Genomic DNA, 21544 nt, shown 5'->3' on the forward strand with positions numbered 1-21544 from the left:
CGCAGGAAGCAATCCTGAGAAAAACCGAAGACAATGACTTTTTAAAGAGCAGATCAGCGAAGCCGAGAGACCAGAAGTCAAAGGCAAGCTGTGAAGCTGAAGCAAGTGCAAAAAAGCAAAAGCAAAAGCCAAAGCAAAAACGATTAGTCAGGCCGGAGGAGAAGTAGCACCTCAGACAGACCACCTAAACAAACCAACGAAATAACGTAGGTCGGAGCAGGCCGTGATCAGCGCTTGAGAAATACTCGAAGCACAGGAGATCACTAAAAACACCTTCAGGCTACTTTTGCGCAGATTGAGAATCAAGGACGGCATGTCCCAAATCAGGCACAAAAAAAGGGCCGCAGCCCTTTAAATGTTTTCGCATGCGAAATCTTTTAGTCGCCCGACGCTAGCTGAGCAATAGTAATTATTTCGATCTGATCAAGGTCAAACAGACCTTTTTGCTGCTTGCTTCCATCGAGATACGAAACCATGCCTTTGTTAGGGTTTCCGCAAACCACATTCAGAAGCAGCTCGCCGGTGAAGTGCTTCTTGTCAGTGCATACCCGAACCTGCATAACCATCTGATCAGCTGGAATCTCACGGACTTCGCTTTTCCCGAGCTTCTTCGCCTGCTGCCTAGCCGTTGGTGGTGTAGGGTTCAGTTCAGTGTGGCCGGCTCCAGGTTCTGACGGTGTAGTTGCTGGTGGCGGAGTCTTTGGGAGGCTTCCTCCGCCGTTTTGTTCTTTTGCAAGGTTATCTTCGCCGCTCTGTTGCGCTTGCGGATCGGATGTTTCGATACCACCCTGCCCTACCCCGCCGGCTTCAACTTCAGTCCCACTTTGATCTTTTGTTAGTGGGTTCATCTGAGATGTTACATGAGGGGGCTCGGATGGTTGTTTAGGCGCAGGCGCCCCTTTAGCTGCCTTTAAGTGATCGCGGGCCTCAGAGCGGCTTAAGCCGCCTTCAGACCGTGCTTGATCGATCAGTTGTAAATATAGATCTGGTTTAAGCTCACAAATTTTGGCTAATGATTGAATCAATTCCGAATCAGACGTGATCTCATCATCAATGAGAGCGGCAAGCTCATCAGGTAGGTCAGCAAGTGCCAGGTGTTTAGAAACCCACGATTCGGGCTTGTTGCAATAATCTGCGAGTTCACGGCCGGTGCCTTTCTTGCCCTCTTCCTTCATCTGTTCGCGTAAATCAACCAGCGCGATTGCGACTTCGATCGGGGTAAGCGGTTCACGCTGAATATTCTCAGCCAACTGGCTAGCTGTGGATTTAGACTTTGTTCGAATCGTCGGGTCGACGATAGCTTTGATTTTAAAACCTTCTCCGATGAGCATCGCGGCACGCAGCCGCCGCTCGCCTTTCTGAAGCAGATAAGTGTTAGTGTTTTTGTCTAGAGGTGAAACGATGATCGGAGATTGCTGCTCCTCCTTCATCGATCGCGCCAACTCTTCGATGTTACGAAACTTTTTACGGACCTGTTTTTCTACGCGAATTTGACTTGGGTCCAGCTCGAGAACAGTTCCCTGCTGAGCTCCCTCTGTCAGCGCATTAACGCTGGAAAGGCCTTTAAGACGGGTAAGATCGCGGGCCATTACTTTGTAACTCCTGATTTCTTCGCTACAGCCTTAGCTAGTGGCGGTTGGATCTTGGCACCCACATAACCGCAGATTTCCTGCATGAGAGAAACCATGCTCTTGGCTGTCTCTCGTTGAGCACCTGTTCTTTTGTTCTTCCACACAGGCACTCCATCCCGTAACGCATCATCCACTGCGCCGTTTGTCCCCAAACGAGCTGTCAGGATGTTCACGCCCGCAGCATTAAGCTCGGCCAACGCTTCCGTGTGGGAGTTAACCGGACGGAGCCGGTTACAAATGACGCCGGTCACTTGTAGCCGGTCCGATACATAGCGCTGAATCTCAGCCAGAGTTTCAAGAACACTTTCGACCCCTGTTACGGCGAAGGCAGCCATTTCAACAGGAACAAAGATGTAATTGCTGGTGATGCTTGCAGCAGACATCTTGTTGCCGTGGGCTGGAGGCGTATCCATGACGATGTAGTCATACGCATCCAGCATAGGGTCAAGATTTTCGTTGAAATTTATCAGGGCTTTGTCGAAATCCATACGCTCAACGTTGAAGAGCTCGACATCGCGATCAATCGAATAGATCAAATCGACGCCGTCTGGTGTGTCCAGAGGCTTGAGATCAGGCGTAGTGTCGTTGAAAAGATGAACGGAGCGGCAGCCACCTACTCGCTTGGATCGATCGAGGAACCGGCTTGAGAGGTTTCCTTGGCCGTCTAGATCGATAGCCAAGGTTTTGTACCCCTGCTCAGCCAGGTAGCAGCTGAGATGGTAAGCGATGGTGGTTTTGCCAACGCCGCCCTTCTGATTCTCGATGACAATGACCTTCGCAGGATCTTGGGTGCGTTTCTTCGGTGACATGACTGGCTCCTTTGCAGATGCAGATCAATGTAACCGCATCGCGGGCATTTTCAAGGATAAAAGCCCGCATGCGCAAATAATTTTTGAATTCTCACGCAATGCGGAATTTAGACCAAATAAAAAGATTCTGCATGCGGAATCTTTTTCTATCGAGGAACCTGCGTTTCGCGCACCTTCACATTGGATGAGGCGGTCGTTTTGTTTAAGTACGCAACTCGAGTCGCTGCTTCATCCTTGTCGTAGTAACGACCGCAATAGATGAAAAACTCACCTGCCTTGTTATTCCTGGTGGGCTCGAAATCAGTGATCCCATATGCCTTCAAAAACTGCTGAAATTTAGTCCAGCTCCCCTCGTCCTTGTACACATAGTAAACGTCGTAGATCGTGCGTGTTTTGGGCGATACCATCAAAGGGGCTACAGAAGCCTGTGCGGCCGGCGTAGAAACTCGTGGACCTCCTGCTAGCACGACGCCACCGATCTCATCGTTCGTGACAACTTTGGGCGTTGCATCTACTTTTGGTTCGAACCTACTAATGGTGAGAACTGGAGCTCCCTTCGCCACAGGAGTAGCAGGCTTTTGAGGCGAGGCTTGTGTTTCAGTTGGGATTTTGGGGGCTGCCTTGGGTTTCATTGTCCCGTTGTAGACGGCCCTTCCGGTTACAACCGGTGCAATCACATCCGCTTTAGCCATTTCAGTGTTTGCTGAAAGCGAAGCTAGCTCTGTCCTTGCTCTGGCTGTGATTTCGTTTTTATCCCGAGCGGATTGCGACTTCACTTCAGCAATCAACTGAGTCTTCCGGACATCCGCCTCTGCGCGAGCACGACTGAACTCGGTATTTTTCGCCTGCACATAGTCAGAGCCTGCTGGGGTAAGACCAGCTTGAGCTGATGATGCCGACGTTTTGAGTTCGCTACTGATCTTAGCGAGCCTATCGACTTCACCCTGGGCGAAGCTCAACTTCGATTCCTGAGTTCGGATTGCAAGCTGATCTTGGCCTTTGACCTTGACCAGGTTGGCTTCGATTACACCAATTTGTCGTTGAAGCTCTGCAATTTTTGCTTCTTCAGCGCTCACATGCATGGAAGCTTCGGCTCGTGCTCTATCTAACGCGGCCGACTCTTGATCACGGCGCTCCTTAGCAAGCCTTTCAGCCTCAGCGTTAGCTAATGCAAGGGTAAATCGTTGATCATCAAACCGCTTTGACTCAGCAAGGCGTTCAGCGCTATCAATACTGCGCCTTCCCTCAATGTCTTGATTGATACGATCCTCAACCTTTGAGAGATCCTTAGCAGCGTTGATCTCTATATCGGCAATCAGCTTAGCGGCTTTGCTGTCCGCTTCTAAGAGCTCCTTATCTCGCCTGTTCTCGATCAATGACTGCTCGATAGCCATGCGAGAGGTAGCTTCAGCAACACGTGACTGAGAGGCTCTTGAGGCCTCCTGGTACTCTTGTATTCGCCCCGCTTCAGTATCAGAAACGGGTGCGTCGGCTAGGCCACTTTCGTAAGCCCTGGCGTTGAGCCTTGCGTCCAAGTCACGCCGTTTCTTTTCCAGATCGTCGATCTGCGTTTGGTAATCGTTGAACCTGCGCTGATAAAGGATCTGTGCTTCTGTGTACTTTTGGGCGCCCAAAGCATCTTGAATGCGATCGTCATACTGGCTCTGCGGTTCAAGGGTCGATAACTCTGACGGCTTGGACGCGTGAGAACCGCATCCCGAAAGCGTCAGCGCCGCGGCCAACAGGGTCAGTTTGAAAAGATTTCGCATGCGGAATGGTCCTGGAGCTGTACCGCTGAGGATCTCCTGCCCAGCATCGCGCTCAGGACTAAAACAATCTATGAGTTCGAGGTGGGAAAGCATCTGCGGGGAATCCATATGTATTTATCTAATAGTGGAGGGCAGGTGTCCCAAAAACATGATGTCGCGGTTCAGTTTTCCAAATCAGAATCGAAGCGGACACCCAATCGGTCTAGAAGGCCGGTAAACGATTCACTTTCGGGTGCGAGAAACCCCAACTGCCAGCTGCCGCCAGGAGTGCGTTTAACAACGCAATCTAGCCCAGTGACCTCTGAAATGTCCCGCTCAAGACGCTTGAGATCAGGATCCGTATCAGACAGCTTAACGGGGGAGGGCTTACGCTGAGTGAGAGCGTTCACTGCCTGCTGAATCTTTTGAACGCTCCATTCAAACCGAACAGCCTTTTCCGCAATGTTTCGTTGATCAGCTTTGTTTTTCAATGAACAAAGAGGCCGAGCATGACCGTAGGAAAGCCGGGAGCTGATTAGCGAGTCGCGTACTCGAATGTCCAAATCCAGCAAGCGAACATAGTTAGAGATGTGGCTTCGGCTCTTTCCTAGCTGAGTAGCCAGATCGCCATGTGAAAGATTCAGTTCCGTGCAAAGGTCATTGTATGAGGTAGCTTCCTCGATGGGGTTTAGGTCCGTACGCTGAAGATTCTCAACAGCCGAAATGTATGCAGCCTGCTCATAGCTATAGGCACCAACCTCGCATTTCAGGGTTCGAAACCCCAGCCGTTGGCCTGAACGCCATCTACGCTCGCCTGCAATGATGCTGAAGTCACCATCTGGCCGGAAACATACAATCATGGGGACAACGTTCGTTCCCGTTGTCTTCATCGAGTCCGCCAGGTCATCCAAGGACTCTTCACTGAATAGCTTTCGCTTCTGCCAAACCCCAGGGTGAAGCCGCTCGACCTCAATGTTCATGAGGGTTGTAGGTACATCCTGGATACCCAGACAGGACAGCTTTTTCGGATCTAATTGATACACGTGTATCCACTCTGTTCGTCGTGTAACGGATACACAGGTATACCCGACATGAGAATTAATGCAAGGTCAAGCCAAAAATACAATAAACGACAACTCAGCTAAGGCCGAGACTGTGTAGATCTCGTCCTCAAAAACCATGTCGTCGAGGATTGGGTTTCCACAGATCGTTCAGTTCCCGAGCATTGAAGTCCTAGCTCGGAGCATAGTGTCGTCATCGATCAAGCCCCACGGCTTAGGAGTAGGCTTAAACCGGATGAGGAGACCAGGATTCTGGCCCCTTTCAGTGAAGGCGAGGGGATGGGCTATAAAGTGACCGTTGTCGTCCGGCAAAAAGCCATTCACGACGAATGCATCGAGGATAGGCTTGCAAGCTGCTGCCACTGATTCGTGGTCCAAAAGCCTAACTTCTGGGGTTATATAAATCTCTTCCACAATGACTGGGTACTCAGCGCGAGCAAGCCACTCTTTGAAAACTGGCATGCCTTCAAGCTTCATCGCTTCAATTCGTTTAACCCAGGTAGCTTTGAGAGAGGTGCTCTTCGCATCATGCACTCGCAACATCACATTGAGTCCTAGAAGTAGGGCACCTGGGAAAAAGGCACACAAAGACTTAGTCAACGTGTCGAATTCAAACCGATCATTCCGTCCGTCCATATTGGCATCACGCACCTTGCGCATGCGGGTGGTTGCCTTGCTTTCACCTGTCCGGCCAGAGGGTTGGGCGTTTATCTCTGAGCGAGGGGTGGCAGCTGTTTGTGTGTTTGGGGTTAACCCCTGCTTTGCAAGACGCTCAAGAAACTTCGGGTCAGAGGCAAATGCAGATCGATGGTTTGTTTTTGACGGCACTGGGTTCTCCTAAACCCAAGCAACATAACGACTGCCAAAAAAAAACCACCTCAGATTCGCTGATACCCCAGATATGGAGCACCTGAACCTCACTATTAGGGCATAGAAGAGGATTCAATATGCCCAAAATCAGATCTGTCTGCATCGTCGATGATGCCGGCGGTATGCGGAAGCTAGGTATCACGCTGCTTGAAAAACTCGGGTACGAGGTTCACGTCGCTGAGGATGGGTATAAGGCCCTGGCCGTGATCCGAGAAACAAACCCCGACGCATGTTTCATAGACCGTGAAATGCCCCAGCTCGACGGGCTTAGGCTCATCGAGCTACTACGCGGTTGGAAGGATTGGGGTGACAAGCCAATCGCAATGCTTTCAGGTGCAAGCAGCGTTTTCGACCAGCAATCTGGTCTCATAAGCGGAGCCGATCTGTACCTGACTAAACCCTTCACACGGGCGAAGCTTGAACAAGCTCTAACTGAGATGGATGAACTCCTTGAATAGCCTCAAGCAGAAAGGGGGGATGCACTTTGCCGGTTACCGGATAGGTGAAACTTACTGCCTTAGCCCGTCTACTTCGATCATTGCTGTAGATCAGGTGCCGAAGTTGCTCAATCAAATTCCGGGCACCAAGCCGTGGTTGATGGGCGCTGGGAGATTGGGCAGACAACTCCTTCCCTTCGTAAATATTTCACGCTTTTTGAACATATATCGAGACCCCGCCCTAGGTAATGAAGCAGGAGCGGCCCTGTTTGTTAAGGGCGGTGAGGGCGTCGGTAACGTGGCACTTGTCGTAGATGAGATTTGCGAATTCTTACTTGCGAGCGAGCTTCGGGATTGCGATCAGAGTGAATTCATGATCCCCCCAGGGCTTGGTAAGAGCATGCGGAAAGCTGTAACTGCAAGGGGCCGCACCTGGGCCCTCATTGATCTCCCAGCGCTAATAGCAGACGACAAGCTGCAGAACGTTGACCTCACTTGACCCCCACCCGAGATTGGACAGCATGAGTAATAATTCTTCCATCGTTTCACTAGCAACAATTATGGTCCTCCTGTCGGGTGGCGCAGCCGGTTATACCGGGTATCAATTCCTGAAAAACAATACCCAGCAAGGCTTCTTGCTGAAGGCCAGCTACCAAGCACAAACAAGCGCTATGCAGGCCATTTACCTTGCTGAGCGAGCAGCGACAGATAGCAGCTACAACTCAGATATGGCTAATTTAGAAAATGTTGTAGAGAAAGCATTCGCTGCTCTGCGCAACGGTGATCCAGTCCGAGGTATCGAACCAGCTCCACCAGTAGTGCTGGCGAATCTGGAATCACTTCAGAAGGTCTGGGCAGAGATTTCACCATCAATCTCCCAAATTGTTAGCCAGCGTACAGTTACTGATCAATACAGCAGGACTCTGGCTGACACCCAGAGAACCGCAGCCGAGGCTTTAAAAGCTGCGAAGGAGGCTCGTGCGAGCCTTGAAGCATCATCGGCCGGGCCGCAAATCAAGGGACAGCTTTCTAAGGCTGTGTCGTCGCTGGAAGAAGGCCAGCAAGCTTTGAGCTCGGATGGCGCTATCAACAGCGATACGTTGCGGGCGGCTGCGAGCGCATTCAGCCAGTATGTGACTACATTGGCCAGGCTCGGACCGTCGCTTCCAAAAGATCAAGACTTTATGACCCCCTTGGTCAAAAGCTATCGAGAAGCTGAATCCGTCGTTCGCCTGGTTCAAAAGACCATTGATAACGCATCAGGGGTAAGTGAAAACATTCCGCATGCGAAAACTATTTGGAATGTCCGTGACCGAGTTTCTTCGTCCGCGGCCAGCCTCATCGGTTCAGTTGAAGCACTGCCTGACAGTCGCCCAATGGGGATCACTATCGTCGCAGGCCTGGGCGGATTGACGTTGCTCCTTTCGATTATCTCAATGCTGATGATGCGATCGATCACTAGCAGTCGTACAGAGTCCATTGAGACTCAGGGCCGCCATCAAGAGGTCTCGATAAGCACACGATCTAAGCATTTGAAATTGCTGCTTGATGAGATCGAGTTGGTAGGGCAGGGCAAGCTCAATACACGGTTGACTGAAGACAACGAAGCTACGCGCGATATCGCCAAGGGCCTTAACAAAACATTTGGCAATTTCGCCACAATTCTTGACGAAGTCAAAGAAACAATCATTGGCCTTTCCGCAGCGACTGAGCAAACCCTGATAACTGAGCAGAACGTTGCACAGAATCGTGGCGAGCAGGACAAGGCAATTGAACATATCAGCCAATTGTTTGGCGATCTGTCTCAGTTCATCAACCAGATTGAGGATATGACGTTAGAGACTCAGCAGATCTCTGACGACATGGTGCAGAAGGTTGCTTCGGGTGAATCGTCGGTAACACAGGTTCATGACAACATCCTCGAGCTGCAACAGCAGACCCTATCAATCCAACACCGCTCGAAACACATGATCGAGAGTTTCCAGGTTCTGGAAACAATTGCGCAGGTTGTTGCAGAGGTAGCCTCCAGGGCCGCGATGCTCTCTTTCAACGCAAACCTTATGGCTGATGAGCTTCAGGATAAGGGGCAGTCGATCCGCATTGCCAACGCAGCAAAGGCAATGTCCCGCCTTAGTGAAGAGACGAAAGATGCGGTCGTGCAAATTAATGTCCAGCTGAAAACAATGAACGATGCCGCACGCGAAAACCAGTCCGCGGTGGATCGTGCGCAGCGTGAAACAGACAAGCTCCGTGATAGGTCGAATGTTGCTCAAGACGCTTTGAAAGACATCAAGGACCTGGCTGGTAACCTGACTCTGGGTGCACAGCGTGCAACCGAAGACACAAAAGAGCTGAAGGCGAAGTCGAGCGACGTGGGAGATCTTGTAGACAGCGTAAACCAGTACAGCGCTGATAACAGCGCAGCTAGCGAGCAGACAGCCGTCGCAATCAAAAACGTTAACCGACAAGCTCAAGACCTACAGAGCACGATCGCTCAATTCTCCAAGGACTGACGATGAATAGCCTCGATGCACCGGCTGAGCTGGACATATTTGACCGATGGTTAGTGACTATCGAGGCTAGGTTCTCAATACAGATTGATGCTAACCGTCAGGGCGCGTTCAAGAGCGCTCTGACGCGTTTTGTAGAAAGTATTGGTATGGACCTGGAAAGCCTGGATGAACGGCGTAAGTCGGGCCGTGTGGACGCTGAGACATGGTCAATGCTTCTACATCTGGCTACGAACCATGAAACTCGGTTCTTTCGATCGCTGCCAGCCACTGAACGAATCGTCAAGTTATGCGAAGGCATTACCTCGCCGCGGATTCTCTCTGTCGGATGTTCGTCCGGAGAAGAGCCTTTCAGCATTGCTTCCGCGCTACTAGATGCTGGTCACCCGACTTTCAGGGTTCACGGTACCGATGTTTCATCTGTGTGCATAAACACTGCGCGTGAGGGGCTGTACCCAAGGCATGAAGGTGTTGGCTTACTGGCCGCAGCCCCTACCCGCGGTAACAAGATGCGATTTCACAGGTTCGTCCGTGAAATGGTGACGTTTGAGGAGCACAACATTCTGCAAGACAGACCCGTGCAACTGGCGAATCCGAACATCGTAATCACACAGAACATGCTCATCTACTACCGCACAGATACTAGATACGAAATCCTGGACAGACTTTCAGCAATGCTTGTCCCAGGTGGCCACCTCATCACCGGCCCCGGGGAGACCCTCAATTGGTCTCACCCATTCATGACCCGTATTCCAAACAGTAATCCCAACGTATTCCAAAGGTCTGTCGATGTCTAACAAACTGCGTATCGCCCAACTGACCTGGCTTCGGGCTCCTATACAGAAGAGCGTCGACACGACCAAGTTGCAGCTTGAAGTCTTTAATAAAAAGTCAAAAGCTTTAGCGAGTCCTCCACCCGATGCCGAGCCTGTTTGGTTTGAAAACCAAAAGAAGGATCGCGATGCTGCATTCAAAAATGTCGAGATCGAGGTCAAGCATATCCATGCCGCGCTCGATGTTGCTGAGTGCATCGGCGGCAGTGCCTTAGCACTCGAAGTGAAGATCATCGTTACAAACATTGCAGATCATCGACTAGCTCAAGAGAAGATTGAGCAGGCGCTCGTCTCAATAATGGGTAGTCTGCTGACCATACCGAAGTTTCTGGGTATGGTTGTGGACGGCGCGCCAGATAGCGCTGGCATCCTTGCTAAACAGATCAACGAATTGAGGGAGCTCCGTGGGGTTCCACTACTGGAAGAGGACAACCTTCTTCCACCCGATGTGGAGTTCGCTTACGTCGAGCCACCGCATCGAAACCGCGATGTTTCTGACGATGAACGTCAGGATGTCTTTGGTCGTTCGCCCAAGCGATTTCAAACCGCATTCAGCGCGTACATGACCAACCAGAATAAAGCTGCGGTTATCGAACTGCGCGACATTCTTCGAGAACTTCAGGTCGTAACAAGCGATTTGGAAGTCGGTTGCTTTTGGTGGGTCGGGGAGTGCCTGACTGAAGCACTTGCTTGTGGTGCTATCCGAGCGGCTGGCGATACCCTTTCAAAAATTCGTATGCTATCTGTTGCCATTCAGAAAGCCGAGTCTGACGGAGAGGATGGTGCTAAAGCGACGCTAGGTGTCACAAGATTCAAATCCCTGCTTTCTGTCTTAAGCATGTCCGCGAAGCTACCTCAGTCCATCGAAGACGTGTTGGCCGTATTCAACGTCAGAAAGTCAGTGGACGCTACCTCGCTCGCGGAGCTTCAAGCCCGTATTGAAACCGCCAGTGCTGACTCGATAAAGGATGTGGTAGTCGAGCTCAAACCTCTGCTGGAAACCTCTATGGTTTCCCTTGGCCGGGCGATCATCAGCAAATCGCCGCTGACGTTTGATGCCCAGATTGCGACCTTCAGGGCCTCCATCCGGCAGGTAGCCAGCGTGTTCTACATGGTGAACGAGAGCGAGATGGCTGCTGTCGCGGCGCAATCGCTAGCGAGAGTGGAGAAGGTGTCCACCGTGGACGGTTTCACAACTGACGTGATTGAGAAGCTGAAGTCGGATTTCATGTTCCTTGATGAACACATCCGACGCCTGGACTCAAACGAATCGATTCAATCATTGCGTATTCCAGGGGTAAAACCTGACGTCATCGCCAGCGTTGTGGAGCAATCCATCCAAGAGTTGGCACTCACCCGACGCTCGATCACCGATCACTTGGACAGCGGCGCAGGCATCGAGGATTTGAGATCAGGCCTAAGCCGCTTGGTAGGCGCCAGCGCGGCACTGTCCTTCACGGGATTGACTCGTGCAGGTCTTGTTCTCAATGGGTCATGCCAGGGCTTCCTGAGTCAGATGACTGAACAGGGGATCAAAGGGTCCACTGCGGTAGATATGTCGGCACGGGCACTTGTAGCCGTCGAGAGTTACCTTGCGGCCATTCTGGCCGGCATGGCACCGTCTCCTACCCTCATGACACGGGCTGAAGAAGCACTTAGCGAGCTGAACATCCAGGTCGAGCACGTTGATGTTGTATCTCCCTCAGAATTGATGGAAAAGTTTGAGGCAGCAATCGCTACCGACGAAGTTAATGAGAGCGACGAAAATCACTTCCTCTCAGAAATCTTTGAGCTCAGAAAGATCTTCGAGCCCGTACTGCTCAAACCAGATGTTCGCGATAGAAAGACAATGGAGCAGCTGTACAAAGCTGCGGACCGTTTGGCGATGGGTGCGAAACTGTATGGGTTCGACTCATTCCACCGCCTTGCAAGAGCAATGGGCACGTTCAGTCAAACGGTGAATAACCATTCACGAGATGAGGGTTTCAATCGCACTGAAGCTGACGCTTTAGTCGTTTCGTCCCTCCAGATGATTTTCCGTTGCATGGACGAATACTCTGCTCGCGGTAAGGTCACTATCTTCACTAGGGATATGGAGAAAGCCCTACTTGCTAAGTCCGATCCAGGCATCGTCCAAGCACTCGACGAACCCCAAATTACCAACCACGACGTGAATCAGACACCTGACTCCTCAGAAACTAGTTCGGTGCTGGTTGGTGAGTTGGTTGAACGCGATACTGTTACTGAGCTCCGCGAATATCCAGAAGGCATCGACGGCGGCCACATCGAACTCTACCGTGAGGAATTCGTTCTCTACCACGGGATTCTCCTGTCATTTAGCGAGGGCAGCCAACCTCATCTGACTCGTGACATTTGCAGAGCTGCGCATTCAATACACGGCATCTCAGGGTCTGTGAATTGTGAGGTATTGCACGAGGTATACGGCGTCCTAGAGTCTCGCTTTGAGGTTCTATTCACGGCTGGCAAAGCGCTAACGGCCGACGACATATCGGTGCTTTCCGACGTACTCGCGCAGACGCATAAGTACATGTTGGATTTCCCGTGGGTGTCTGAGACTTCGCGCTTAGGTGCATGGGTCACGATGGCTGCCTCAATTGGAGATGATATTGAGGAAGCGGTATTCACTGAAATGCCTGCCGCGATTGCTAAGCCGCCAACCGAGCAGAAGGTGGAGGTTTTCGCAAGGCACAACAAATCGGAAGGTGATTCTGAGGAGCAAAAGATTCCGCATGCAGAATCTTTTTTGACCAACGACACAGGACCGACCCATGGTGAGGAAGTTGAAGCAGGCATTATTCAAGCGTCTATGGAGATTCCTCCAGAGTACAACGAGGATTTCCAGTTCTATCTAGATGAAGCTGAGGATGTGTTCCCCGATCTCGAAAGCAACGTTGCAGCCTGGCTCGAGGATATGAACGATAAAGATTTGGTGCTGACCATCAAACGCAATATGCACACCCTGAAAGGTGCAGCGTTGATGGCGGAAGCACAATCGATTGCAGCAATTACGCATTCGATGGAAAGTCTGTTTGAAAGCCTTTCAATTAAGCTTATCAATCCAAGTCCAGCGTGCGCTCAGCTAGTTATGCTGGTGATGCAAGCTATTACGGCGATGACGGAGGATGTTAAGAAGGGCCGTGGATACCCAATACCGAGTTCCCTCATTCAATGCCTTGAACAATCCGTAAATACAAACACAATCGATCTGTCTTTACTCCATTCAGATCAAGCGATTCCCGGTGCTCAACTCGAGGCGCAGATTCAGACCGTGATCTCAAGCGAGCCCGATCTTGAGCCTGCCACCGAAGACCAAGCTATTCTCGAGCAGCCTCATGACACAGGCGAAGTAGCGGAAGAAATGCCGGTGGTAACGTTCCTCGATGAGGTCAGCGTTGATCAAGCTGAAACCAAACCGGCTCGGAAGAAACGAGGTGGCCGCGGAAAAGGTGGCAGGGGCCAAGCTTCAACGGCTGCTGCCGAGATGGAAACTGATGGCGAGTATGGCCCAGCTGTACGTGAGGATAGCGTTCAGGGAGGCATAATTAATGAGGAAATCACCACTGATGACGCCGAGCAGGCGACAGTCTTAAACATTCCTCAAGCACCTGAACAGCTGATTCAGTCCGACGATATCGTAGCGAAAGAATCAATTGCTGATCAAAATCCTGTGCAGGAATCCCAACCTCAGCGGGAGACTGATGACCAAAACCAAATCGCCCCTAGCCAAAAGATTTCGCATGCGAAATCTTTTGAGGACGATCCAGTACGAGCCGAATACGCCCGCCAAGCTTCCGAGGCATTCGACAGGCTCTACACCATTAAAATGGACAGCGAGATTGGAGTCGAACAACCGATCGTCTCCAACGCTGTACTCGACCTGCTAGGGCGTGAGCAGGCCCAGGCCACTAATGATGGCAAGAAATCTAACGGGGGTACCTCCGAAAAGATCCGTGTAGAACTTCATCTGTTAGAGGCTGCTGCGGAAAGGGCTTCGGAGTTGGTCGCAGTACGCTACCGTCTTAGTGCCCTGAACGAAGAGGCGCACATCCGGCTAACCGGTGCCCGGGAATTACTTGAAGCCAACAGTCTTCAACACGGTCAGCTTACGACGGCCCTCAGGAGCTTCTTCAACAATCAACCTCAGGCCCGGAAATTTGAGGATGCTGCAGAAGCAGATTTAGAGCGGTTCAATGACCTTTCTGCGATGCATGTTGCAATGGGTGCACAAGTAGATGAAGTCCGTGAACAGGTTCACGAGATCTTCTCGTACATCCGCCAAATGCGAAATGCTCTCTATGAGCTTGATCCCGCCCTAATCGGACTCCAGCGAGATCTGCTCCATTCTCGCCTGGTACCATTCCTCAACGCCAGACAGAAGCTGACAGGGGCTGCGAAGACAGCCGCGAAAGCAACTGGCAAGGAAGTTGAAGCGACGATGGCGGGTGAAGAAGTCATCATGGATAAGATGATGCTGGACGCAATATCTGACCCTTTGACTCATATTATTCGGAACGCCATAGACCACGGTATCGAACCCCCTGCAGAACGTTTGAGGCTTGGTAAGCCGGAATTAGGCTCTGTAAAAATCAAAGCATCCCGCCGGGCTAAACACATCGTTCTCGAGATCAGTGACGACGGTCGTGGCATTGATGTTGAAGCCGTACACCGTAAAGCCATTGAGATGAAGATCATCTCCGATAGCGATCAACTGAGCCGTGCCGAGATCATGCGACTGATCACACATAGCGGTTTTTCGACCGCGGCTAAGCTGACGCATGTCTCGGGCAGGGGTGTTGGGATGGACATCGTTGCAACCACTGTTGAGGGGCTTGGGGGTCGCCTCTACATCGAAAGTGAGAAGGGTATCGGCACTCGGTTTCTGATTGAGTTGCCATTCACGATCGGCTCTAACAAAGCAATGATAGTGAGCTCTGGCAGCCAATGGTTTGCGATTCAGAGCTATTCAATGGTTCAAGTATTACTTGTATCTCGTAGCTCCCTGGCCGCGCAAAGAGCAGCTAATGGCTTTGCTACTGTCACGTACGACGACCGCAGCTTCGACGTCGTTCACCTGGCAGATCTGGTCGCTATGCCGGACTCACGCAGTGCCGATCAGAAAGGAGGGGATGTAACAGTCATTCTTTGCCAGCAAGGTGATGAACGGATAGCTATCGAGGTGGCTGAAGTCGACTCTATGCCAGAAATCCACATCAGAAAGCTTGAAGGTATGCTCGCGAATGTCCGTGGATTGGTGGGTGAGACAGAGATGCAAGATGGCAGTCCTGTCTTCGTGCTGGACGTAATGGAAATGGCTCGACTGAATCTCAAGCAAGGTTCGAAAGGGTATCAAGTTCGACAAAATCGCGTTCGTTCGCTGAAGCGTGAAAAAAAGCCAACTGTTTTGGTAGTAGACGACTCAAGAAGCTACCGCAGTCAACTTGAGCGAATCTTCACCGGATTCGGATACACCGTCATAACTGCAGTCGACGGTCAGAACGCGTTGCACAAGTTGGGCTTAATCGATAAGCCGGACCTGATGCTGGTTGATGTTGAGATGCCGAATATGAACGGTTTCGAGTTCACTGAGGCGATCAGGCGCAAGCCGGAATTTGACGACACTCCAATCATCATGATCACTACACGTACGGGCCTTGAAGAAAAAGCAATGCGGGCCGGCGTGACCAAGTATCTGCTCAAACCTTGTGATGCACCGTCTCTTCAACAGGCTGTAGCTCAGATCAAAGCGCAGAAATCGATGGAGGAATCCGCAGCATGAGAGTTGGCGTAGTAAGTACGGATGAGGTGCAGAAGGCGTTGTTCACTGAGCTTCTTGCACCACTGGTCGGCGACCTGATCATGTATGACGTTTCGCATGCGAAAGATGGCGACCTGGAAATCAGCAATGCACATATCCTGCTGATAGACATGGCGGACTCGAACGTCGTGGAATGTGAGGAGGTGATGGAGGCACTGGACCGCGAAGAGCCCATCTGTCTTGTGCACGATAAGAATCTGTATGCCATGGCTCAACGTGATCGTATCTCATGGCGAAACCGTACGATCGAAGAAATCAAATTGGCTCTGCCTGACCTAGCCAACGAATTGGATGAAAAAAAGGATGAGGCGGACAATAAGAACGTGCCCGACCTTTGGATCATTGGTGCGAGCTCAGGTGGGCCGCAGGCGCTGCGTCAGTTCTTTGGTGATCTTCCAAGGATGCCCATTTCAATTTTCGTTGCCCAGCACATGTCAGAAGCTGGATACAGTCAGATGCTGGCACGCTTGAAGGATGTTGCTCCAGGGTGGGGAGTTCAATCAGCGGAGTCAGGCATGAAAATCAAGCCTAACTCCGTGTACCTAGTTCCGCGCGATAACACGATTGTGATCAATGCTGGTGTGATCCACCTTCAGCCATACAGCGCTCAATCTGTGTCATTCAACCCATGCATAGATGCAGTGATTCGTTCTGTCTTCGACTGTCACCCGCACCTCGGGGTGATCATTTTGTCAGGCATGGGAATGGATGGGTCTGGTGGGATCAGAACGATCAAGGGCAAAGCAAAAATGATCATGGCCCAAGATCACGAATCATCTGGGGCTAAGAGTATGCCGGACACTGCTCGCAATACCGGCGCGGTTCAGTATTCGGCGAACCCTGAGGGACTGGCCCGAAAGCTTGCCCAAATTTACGGACAAAAAACATTCTGATTCAAAGGCTACCCAAGGGTAGCCTTTTTTTCGAGAGTTAGTTGTTGTGCCGGTTGGGAGCGGAACGAAGCAAGTCACCGATTGCCGTACGCTGATCTTCAACGCAGCGGCTTGCGACTTCATGAATTAAGTCCAGGGCGCCTGGATTCGAAGTGGCAATCAAGTCCAGGAGAAACTGCAACTGCTGATCTGAGTCGACGGGGTAGTCGGCAGGTGGGAATTCAGCCCTGAGAAGCGTCTGAGGTCCCATTTTTGTGGTCACCTGTATGCAGGTATTCGGCATCAGGGTAGCGAAATTGCGTAGGAGGGGAGAGGTATTGATTTGAACGCTTGGCATAGTGTGATCCTCATGGTCGGGACCACTCTATGCGCTAAATCACGTGCCAGAAGCCCATCAGCCACACGTTTGTGGAGTACAGAAACCCATGATCTCATCATAGGATTTGCAGCAAACAACTGGGACCCACCACACAAAGGTATAGATCTCCTCCAGCGATACTGGCCACAACCGCATCTGGGTATCCAGAAGAAAGCTACCAGCCTCAAACCCTACAGTTACCCCTGGTGACGTCTGCTGAAGCTTTCCGACCGAAAGAGAGGCATTGAAAGGGAAAGAACCAACAGAAAAGCCACTGACATGAATTGCTCGGTAGGCAGCCTTTCCTGCGGCAATTGCCGCATTGTCATCGTGATCAGCCATTTGTCGCGGATAAAGGGCTCCCCACCTGGTGCCTATGCAGATCTCCGACCCAAAAAGGGAAACGCTGGATGTCAGAGGATTTGTGCATGCCACCATACCCAGGGCGGAAGCAACACCGATATCTCTGCACCCGGTGTTCCAAGTGGGGTCAAATTCAGTGTCATAGATCATTTTTGGAAAGCAACTAGGCAAGGCTTGGTTGAACGCATTGAGCGCTTTACTTTGGAGGACATTAGATGCCGCTCCGCATACATCAAGGATATTGGTCAACCCAACATTCGAGGTCCGAGCCATATCAGGCCCGCAAAGCTTGCAGCTTTGATAGGCCATAGCGATATCAAGGGCCCAGTCAGGGATCTCCCAAAGTCGCACATGCATTGAGGTGTAGTCGTTGTTATCAGTGCCGGCACTGAGCGGACCGCTGATGGGCTGACCCAAGGCGGTATCGCCCCCGCCTTTGATCACTTCACAGATGGCTACAGGCTGATAGTGGGACACGATGAGGTAATCCTCACACCACCAGCAACAAGGGCCATAAACCATATAGCTGAGGGTGACAGGATCAATGACAAGAAGGGTCGCTAGTGATGTTACTGCAGCTTCGGCATCTTCCGGCTTAAGCCCAAGGCCCAGACCAGACGCAGCTGCTAGAGCGGTAACCGCGGAAAGCTTGTTGAATTCGCGTCGAGTGGTCATCCCAATCTCCAAAAAGGAATCTTTACCTAATAGTGGAGTTGGAGTGCCCTAAAACGGGCTAAGGAATGTTGGTTACGGGTATGTGCGAAGGCCAATGCAACGCATCGGCCGTATCGTCAGAGTCGCACCCTTGCCCTACGCCCAAGGCAGCAGCGATCTTGACGGATAAGTGGTAGCCAGCTTCCAGGTCTGGAGATGGATCAAGAACCGATACCGTGGAGTCTGGATTGGCCGCCTGGTACAAATAGCCAAGGGGGTTTCGGACTAAGCCACAGCTAGATTGCCCATCATTGTGTTCGAGAGCGACGCAAGGTCCAGAGGTACAGTTCAAGTAGGTGCTGGCCAGCATGCAAGGTTCAAACGTGCAGCAATAGCCACATCCGTTGCAGGGCTGACCCAATCTAGGTTTTGAGAGGGTAAAGGGATTGATCATTATGGAGTCGACCTCCCACTCAATGTCGAGTCAATTTAGGGCGAATGACATGCCACGGAATGGAACACTCACCAAAGGCGCCTGACCATCGAGGCTCATATCTTCGTCAAATGAGGGGTTCATAACGTGCACAGTGGGGTCGGAAGCGTCCATCCGGACAAGCACGAGCACTCGCTCTGCGTCAGTCTGTGGACAGCGGCCTGTAACGTAGACATCGTGCTCAGATACGTAAGCGCAGATTCGACTGCGATACCGGTCCGCCCCGAACTCGCCCTTTCGCGGTTTAAGCGCAACAAGCGCACCTGATACGTTCATTGAGAGGTCGTGCTGTACCTCAAACATCAAATCGCCAACCTGGGCTTGGCCCTCAGTGCTCCAAACATCACCCTCAAACGAGAAGGAGGCTTCCCCCGTCTCACCCATGGCGGTTTCAGCTTGGAGGAGCTGCTTGAACTGAGCGAGTGCCATCGCGCAAAACTCCTCAGCATTGACATGCGCGGGGAGTGTGACGTTAAGCACACCATTGAAGTTTACTGGAAGGCTGATGCTTTGGGTCTGTTCGCTGCGTACTGTGTTCATGGTGATGCCCTTGAGAGAATGACTTGAGTATCCGCTCAGCGAGCTGTGCCACCAGCGAAAACCACATAAAATGGGGTAGTGGGTGGCCACTATTAGGGTATTAGCAACGGGAGAATTTGTCGTGATTGATGTGCCATCGAATTTGATTTGGATTGTAGGCTTAGTGTTGCTCGTAATTGCCTTGGCGTTCCTTTGGAACCTGAAGCTGAGCAACCATGCGTCCGAGGCGCAGCATTATGAGCATCCTCCTGAATTGTCGCATCCAGTGAATGAGGTACGGAGATACAAAGGCATGCCGGTTCTTGCGCCCGCGCCACCTCCTGTAGAGATCATCCTGGAAACTGAAACAGTTACTGTAGAGGAGGTCAAAACGGAAGAGTCCAAAATCGACAACCTCAATGAGGTGCCTGACTGCGAGGATGCGGAACGCATGCTTTCGCTGGCATGGAAACTTGAGGTGAACGGTGATTTTGAAGGTCGTGATGAGTTCGCAGGCATGGTCGTAGAGAACCAGGATGCGTCACCTCGTCAACGAGACCGTGCCCAAGCCATGTTGCGCCGTGACAGCATGGCCTGAAAACCTTGTACATCTTCAGATGCCTGGAAGTCCTCAATAGAGTGACCAAGCATCGTTGAGAAATCTTCATCGAATCGATCCCCAGTCGGACTCTTGCGCCACTTACACGCCCCCGATGAGACCGTAACGACACAGTCACTGATTCGCTGGATACCTACCAAGCAATCAATGCACTTGATGGCCATCAAGGACACGTTCGAGACCGATGATCGAATAGTGAAATAAACCTGCCCGTTACTCATCAGATCGGCCCCCACGAAAGTTCCCATAACGCCCTGGACTTCTACGTCTGCCCCAGGAAGAGGTAAGCGATCGTTCACATGTCACCCCACATTTCAAAGAGCGTCTCAGCGAATTCAGAGTCGCGAATTTTACTCAAAGCCTGGATCTCCAACTGACGCACTCGTTCTTTCGAGAGGTTCATTTCGACCGATAGTTCTGCCAAGGTTTTTTCACGGGCGTCGCCCATGCCGAAGCGATTGACAATTACGAAGATCTCGCGCTGGGTTAGAACGTCTCCCAGAGCGCTTTCTACAAACTGGCGCATGCTGTCGTCTTCGATCTCAGACATGAAATCGTTGTTGGTGTCAGCGAGCAGCTCATGAAGGCCATCTGCATCTGAAGTGTCAGTGCCCTGGAACGCTGTGTCGATCGATCTCTGACCGCCGGCGAAGTGGACAAGGTCACGAACAACGTCCTGCTCCAGCTTCGTTGCCTCGGCCAGGGAATTGATAGACACGTTTGGCTGATCACGAAGCATATTAGAAATCATGCGACGGTGTTTATGCATACCTTCGGGTAGGCGGATGGACTCTTGGTCAGCCAGATCTCGACTGATGGATACATTGATCCAAGTGAGCGCGATCGTCGAGAAGCGGAAACCCATCTCAGGCGCAAATCTGTAAACCGCACGAGTCAATCCCATGTTGGCTGCAGACCGAGCAATTTCCTTGTCCGCAAAACGGAAGCGGCCGATTTGCTGCTCTACCAGACGAACATTTGCGTTGGTGAAAATATCAGCGCATTTCTCAATATCACGATCAACGCGGTTGAAAACGGACCACGCGGAAAGAATCTCAATGGCTGGCGCTTCGCCGGTGGACGCAGCGTCAAGGATTGCTTGCTGACGGCTGGTGATACCGAGACGGAGTTTCTTCATCGCAGCTGGGGGGAAAAGCTTAAGCTCATAGCCGCCAGAGATCAGCAATGCCGGAATCAGCTTAGGTGATGTCCAGTTGCCAGAGATGATCCCTTCAACCTTGATCTTAGGAATCCGAACCTCGTCGCAGATAAACTTGATCAGATCACGAGTGCGAGCACTCAACTCCTTGCAGTTGACGCGAAATTGATCAGCCGCACGATTCAAGATGTAGTCGTATGGAACGATCTCAGCGAGCTTCAAACGCAGCTCATCGCGAACAGCAGCGCTGAAGAGAGTGCCGTCCATGCCTTCGGCCGCATAGCCCCGCAATTCGCTAATCAGGGTTCGGATCGTGTTCAGCTTGCGTCGAACAAGTGAAGCAAATTTCTGATCAGCAATAGCCTTTGCATTCTTGTGAGCCTCTTTGGCTGAGTAGTCGCCTTCAGGCAGGGTACCAACACGTAACCAGGCACCGTCGTGGTAGATCAGCGCAACCGCTTTGTCGACCTTGTCCTTCTCGCCCATGGCATCCCAGATCTCCTTGACCATCGAAGAGACAATGCTCGTATCGACGGCCAATGCCCGTACCAGGTCCAGTTGACCCATGAGGATCCGGAAGCCCAGAGCTTGCTCATCTTGAGCGCTCAGGAGCCCCTTTGGGCCATCGAGGCTTGGAAGTGCCGGGGTCTGGGTAGGCAGATCGAAGCCCCTACCAATACGTGGCTCTGCCGGGCTTTGGTGTTGTGTTGAAAGCTGGATCGCAACATTGCTCATCATTTATCTCCAGAGC

At 51.6% G+C, this 21544-nt stretch carries 15 protein-coding genes; 7 read left to right on the plus strand and 8 right to left on the minus strand.

All coding sequences use genetic code 11. The features are described from left to right. Positions 1-377: 377 nt before the first annotated feature. The 5 genes from ACZRN6_RS16675 to ACZRN6_RS16695 form a co-directional block, all read right to left on the minus strand. Positions 378-1589 carry a ParB/RepB/Spo0J family partition protein gene (locus ACZRN6_RS16675; RefSeq protein ID WP_169904146.1) on the minus strand — a complete coding sequence of 404 codons (1212 nt, stop codon included), beginning with the start codon at positions 1587-1589 and terminating at the stop codon, positions 378-380. After that, positions 1589-2440 (minus strand): ParA family protein, encoded by an 852-nt coding sequence (locus ACZRN6_RS16680; protein WP_169904145.1) that lies wholly within the window; start codon positions 2438-2440, stop codon positions 1589-1591. The genes ACZRN6_RS16675 and ACZRN6_RS16680 overlap by 1 nt, the downstream gene beginning before the upstream one ends. Positions 2441-2586: 146 nt before the next feature. Beyond that, positions 2587-4302, minus strand: coding sequence for a hypothetical protein (locus ACZRN6_RS16685; protein WP_228758996.1), 1716 nt, complete (start codon positions 4300-4302; stop codon positions 2587-2589). A 68-nt stretch (positions 4303-4370) separates the two neighbouring features. Continuing rightward, positions 4371-5231 (minus strand): ParB/RepB/Spo0J family partition protein, encoded by an 861-nt coding sequence (locus ACZRN6_RS16690; RefSeq protein WP_011923275.1) that lies wholly within the window; start codon positions 5229-5231, stop codon positions 4371-4373. Between the two features lie 168 nt (positions 5232-5399). Further along, a complete protein-coding gene (locus ACZRN6_RS16695; RefSeq protein WP_011923274.1) occupies positions 5400-6077 on the minus strand; it encodes a hypothetical protein in 678 nt (225 codons plus the stop codon). A 119-nt stretch (positions 6078-6196) separates the two neighbouring features. Here ACZRN6_RS16695 and ACZRN6_RS16700 point away from each other — a divergent pair, with 119 nt between their 5' ends. Genes ACZRN6_RS16700 through ACZRN6_RS16725 form a run of 6 tightly spaced genes read left to right on the plus strand, consistent with a single transcriptional unit; the run spans position 6197 to position 16628 of the window. Further along, positions 6197-6577: a response regulator gene (locus ACZRN6_RS16700; protein WP_011923273.1), complete on the plus strand. Its 381-nt coding sequence runs from the start codon at positions 6197-6199 to the stop codon at positions 6575-6577. Further along, complete coding sequence (locus tag ACZRN6_RS16705; RefSeq protein ID WP_162886998.1) at positions 6570-7055, plus strand: chemotaxis protein CheW; 486 nt, start codon at positions 6570-6572, stop codon at positions 7053-7055. The genes ACZRN6_RS16700 and ACZRN6_RS16705 overlap by 8 nt, the downstream gene beginning before the upstream one ends. A gap of 22 nt (positions 7056-7077) precedes the next feature. Then, complete coding sequence (locus ACZRN6_RS16710) at positions 7078-9069, plus strand: methyl-accepting chemotaxis protein (protein ID WP_169904144.1); 1992 nt, start codon at positions 7078-7080, stop codon at positions 9067-9069. A 2-nt stretch (positions 9070-9071) separates the two neighbouring features. Further along, the gene (locus tag ACZRN6_RS16715; RefSeq protein ID WP_011923270.1) at positions 9072-9863 is read left to right on the plus strand and encodes a CheR family methyltransferase; all 792 of its coding nucleotides are present in this window, start codon (positions 9072-9074) and stop codon (positions 9861-9863) included. Beyond that, positions 9856-15696, plus strand: a complete 5841-nt coding sequence (locus ACZRN6_RS16720; RefSeq protein ID WP_169904143.1) for a hybrid sensor histidine kinase/response regulator — start codon at positions 9856-9858, stop codon at positions 15694-15696. The genes ACZRN6_RS16715 and ACZRN6_RS16720 overlap by 8 nt, the downstream gene beginning before the upstream one ends. Next, positions 15693-16628, plus strand: a complete 936-nt coding sequence (locus tag ACZRN6_RS16725; protein ID WP_284184499.1) for a chemotaxis protein CheB — start codon at positions 15693-15695, stop codon at positions 16626-16628. Before ACZRN6_RS16720 ends, ACZRN6_RS16725 begins: the two co-directional genes overlap by 4 nt. 394 nt (positions 16629-17022) lie before the next feature. On the opposite strand, the gene ACZRN6_RS16730 is transcribed toward ACZRN6_RS16725, so the two are convergent. Together ACZRN6_RS16730 and ACZRN6_RS16735 are read right to left on the minus strand one after the other, a co-directional pair. Further along, positions 17023-18024 (minus strand): hypothetical protein, encoded by a 1002-nt coding sequence (locus tag ACZRN6_RS16730; RefSeq protein ID WP_116827395.1) that lies wholly within the window; start codon positions 18022-18024, stop codon positions 17023-17025. 463 nt (positions 18025-18487) lie between these two features. Then, the gene (locus ACZRN6_RS16735; RefSeq protein WP_078466149.1) at positions 18488-19036 is read right to left on the minus strand and encodes a hypothetical protein; all 549 of its coding nucleotides are present in this window, start codon (positions 19034-19036) and stop codon (positions 18488-18490) included. A 121-nt stretch (positions 19037-19157) separates the two neighbouring features. On the opposite strand from ACZRN6_RS16735, the gene ACZRN6_RS16740 reads away from it, so the two are divergent. Beyond that, a complete protein-coding gene (locus ACZRN6_RS16740; protein WP_169904142.1) occupies positions 19158-19613 on the plus strand; it encodes a hypothetical protein in 456 nt (151 codons plus the stop codon). A 316-nt stretch (positions 19614-19929) separates the two neighbouring features. On the opposite strand, the gene ACZRN6_RS16745 is transcribed toward ACZRN6_RS16740, so the two are convergent. Further along, positions 19930-21528 carry a sigma factor-like helix-turn-helix DNA-binding protein gene (locus tag ACZRN6_RS16745; protein ID WP_284184498.1) on the minus strand — a complete coding sequence of 533 codons (1599 nt, stop codon included), beginning with the start codon at positions 21526-21528 and terminating at the stop codon, positions 19930-19932. Positions 21529-21544 lie beyond the last annotated feature (16 nt).

Source organism: Pseudomonas sp. A125, from assembly GCF_055409485.1.

Excerpts from the sequence above, each read along its gene's own strand:
- ACZRN6_RS16675 (WP_169904146.1), bottom strand. The coding sequence starts at position 1,589 with ATGGCCCGCGATCTTACCCGTCTTAAAGGCCTTTCCAGCGTTAATGCG.
- ACZRN6_RS16680 (WP_169904145.1), bottom strand. The coding sequence starts at position 2,440 with ATGTCACCGAAGAAACGCACCCAAGATCCTGCGAAGGTCATTGTCATC.
- ACZRN6_RS16685 (WP_228758996.1), bottom strand. The coding sequence starts at position 4,302 with ATGCTTTCCCACCTCGAACTCATAGATTGTTTTAGTCCTGAGCGCGAT.
- ACZRN6_RS16700 (WP_011923273.1), top strand. The coding sequence starts at position 6,197 with ATGCCCAAAATCAGATCTGTCTGCATCGTCGATGATGCCGGCGGTATG.
- ACZRN6_RS16710 (WP_169904144.1), top strand. The coding sequence starts at position 7,078 with ATGAGTAATAATTCTTCCATCGTTTCACTAGCAACAATTATGGTCCTC.
- ACZRN6_RS16715 (WP_011923270.1), top strand. The coding sequence starts at position 9,072 with ATGAATAGCCTCGATGCACCGGCTGAGCTGGACATATTTGACCGATGG.
- ACZRN6_RS16720 (WP_169904143.1), top strand. The coding sequence starts at position 9,856 with ATGTCTAACAAACTGCGTATCGCCCAACTGACCTGGCTTCGGGCTCCT.
- ACZRN6_RS16725 (WP_284184499.1), top strand. The coding sequence starts at position 15,693 with ATGAGAGTTGGCGTAGTAAGTACGGATGAGGTGCAGAAGGCGTTGTTC.
- ACZRN6_RS16730 (WP_116827395.1), bottom strand. The coding sequence starts at position 18,024 with ATGACCACTCGACGCGAATTCAACAAGCTTTCCGCGGTTACCGCTCTA.
- ACZRN6_RS16735 (WP_078466149.1), bottom strand. The coding sequence starts at position 19,036 with ATGAACACAGTACGCAGCGAACAGACCCAAAGCATCAGCCTTCCAGTA.
- ACZRN6_RS16745 (WP_284184498.1), bottom strand. The coding sequence starts at position 21,528 with ATGAGCAATGTTGCGATCCAGCTTTCAACACAACACCAAAGCCCGGCA.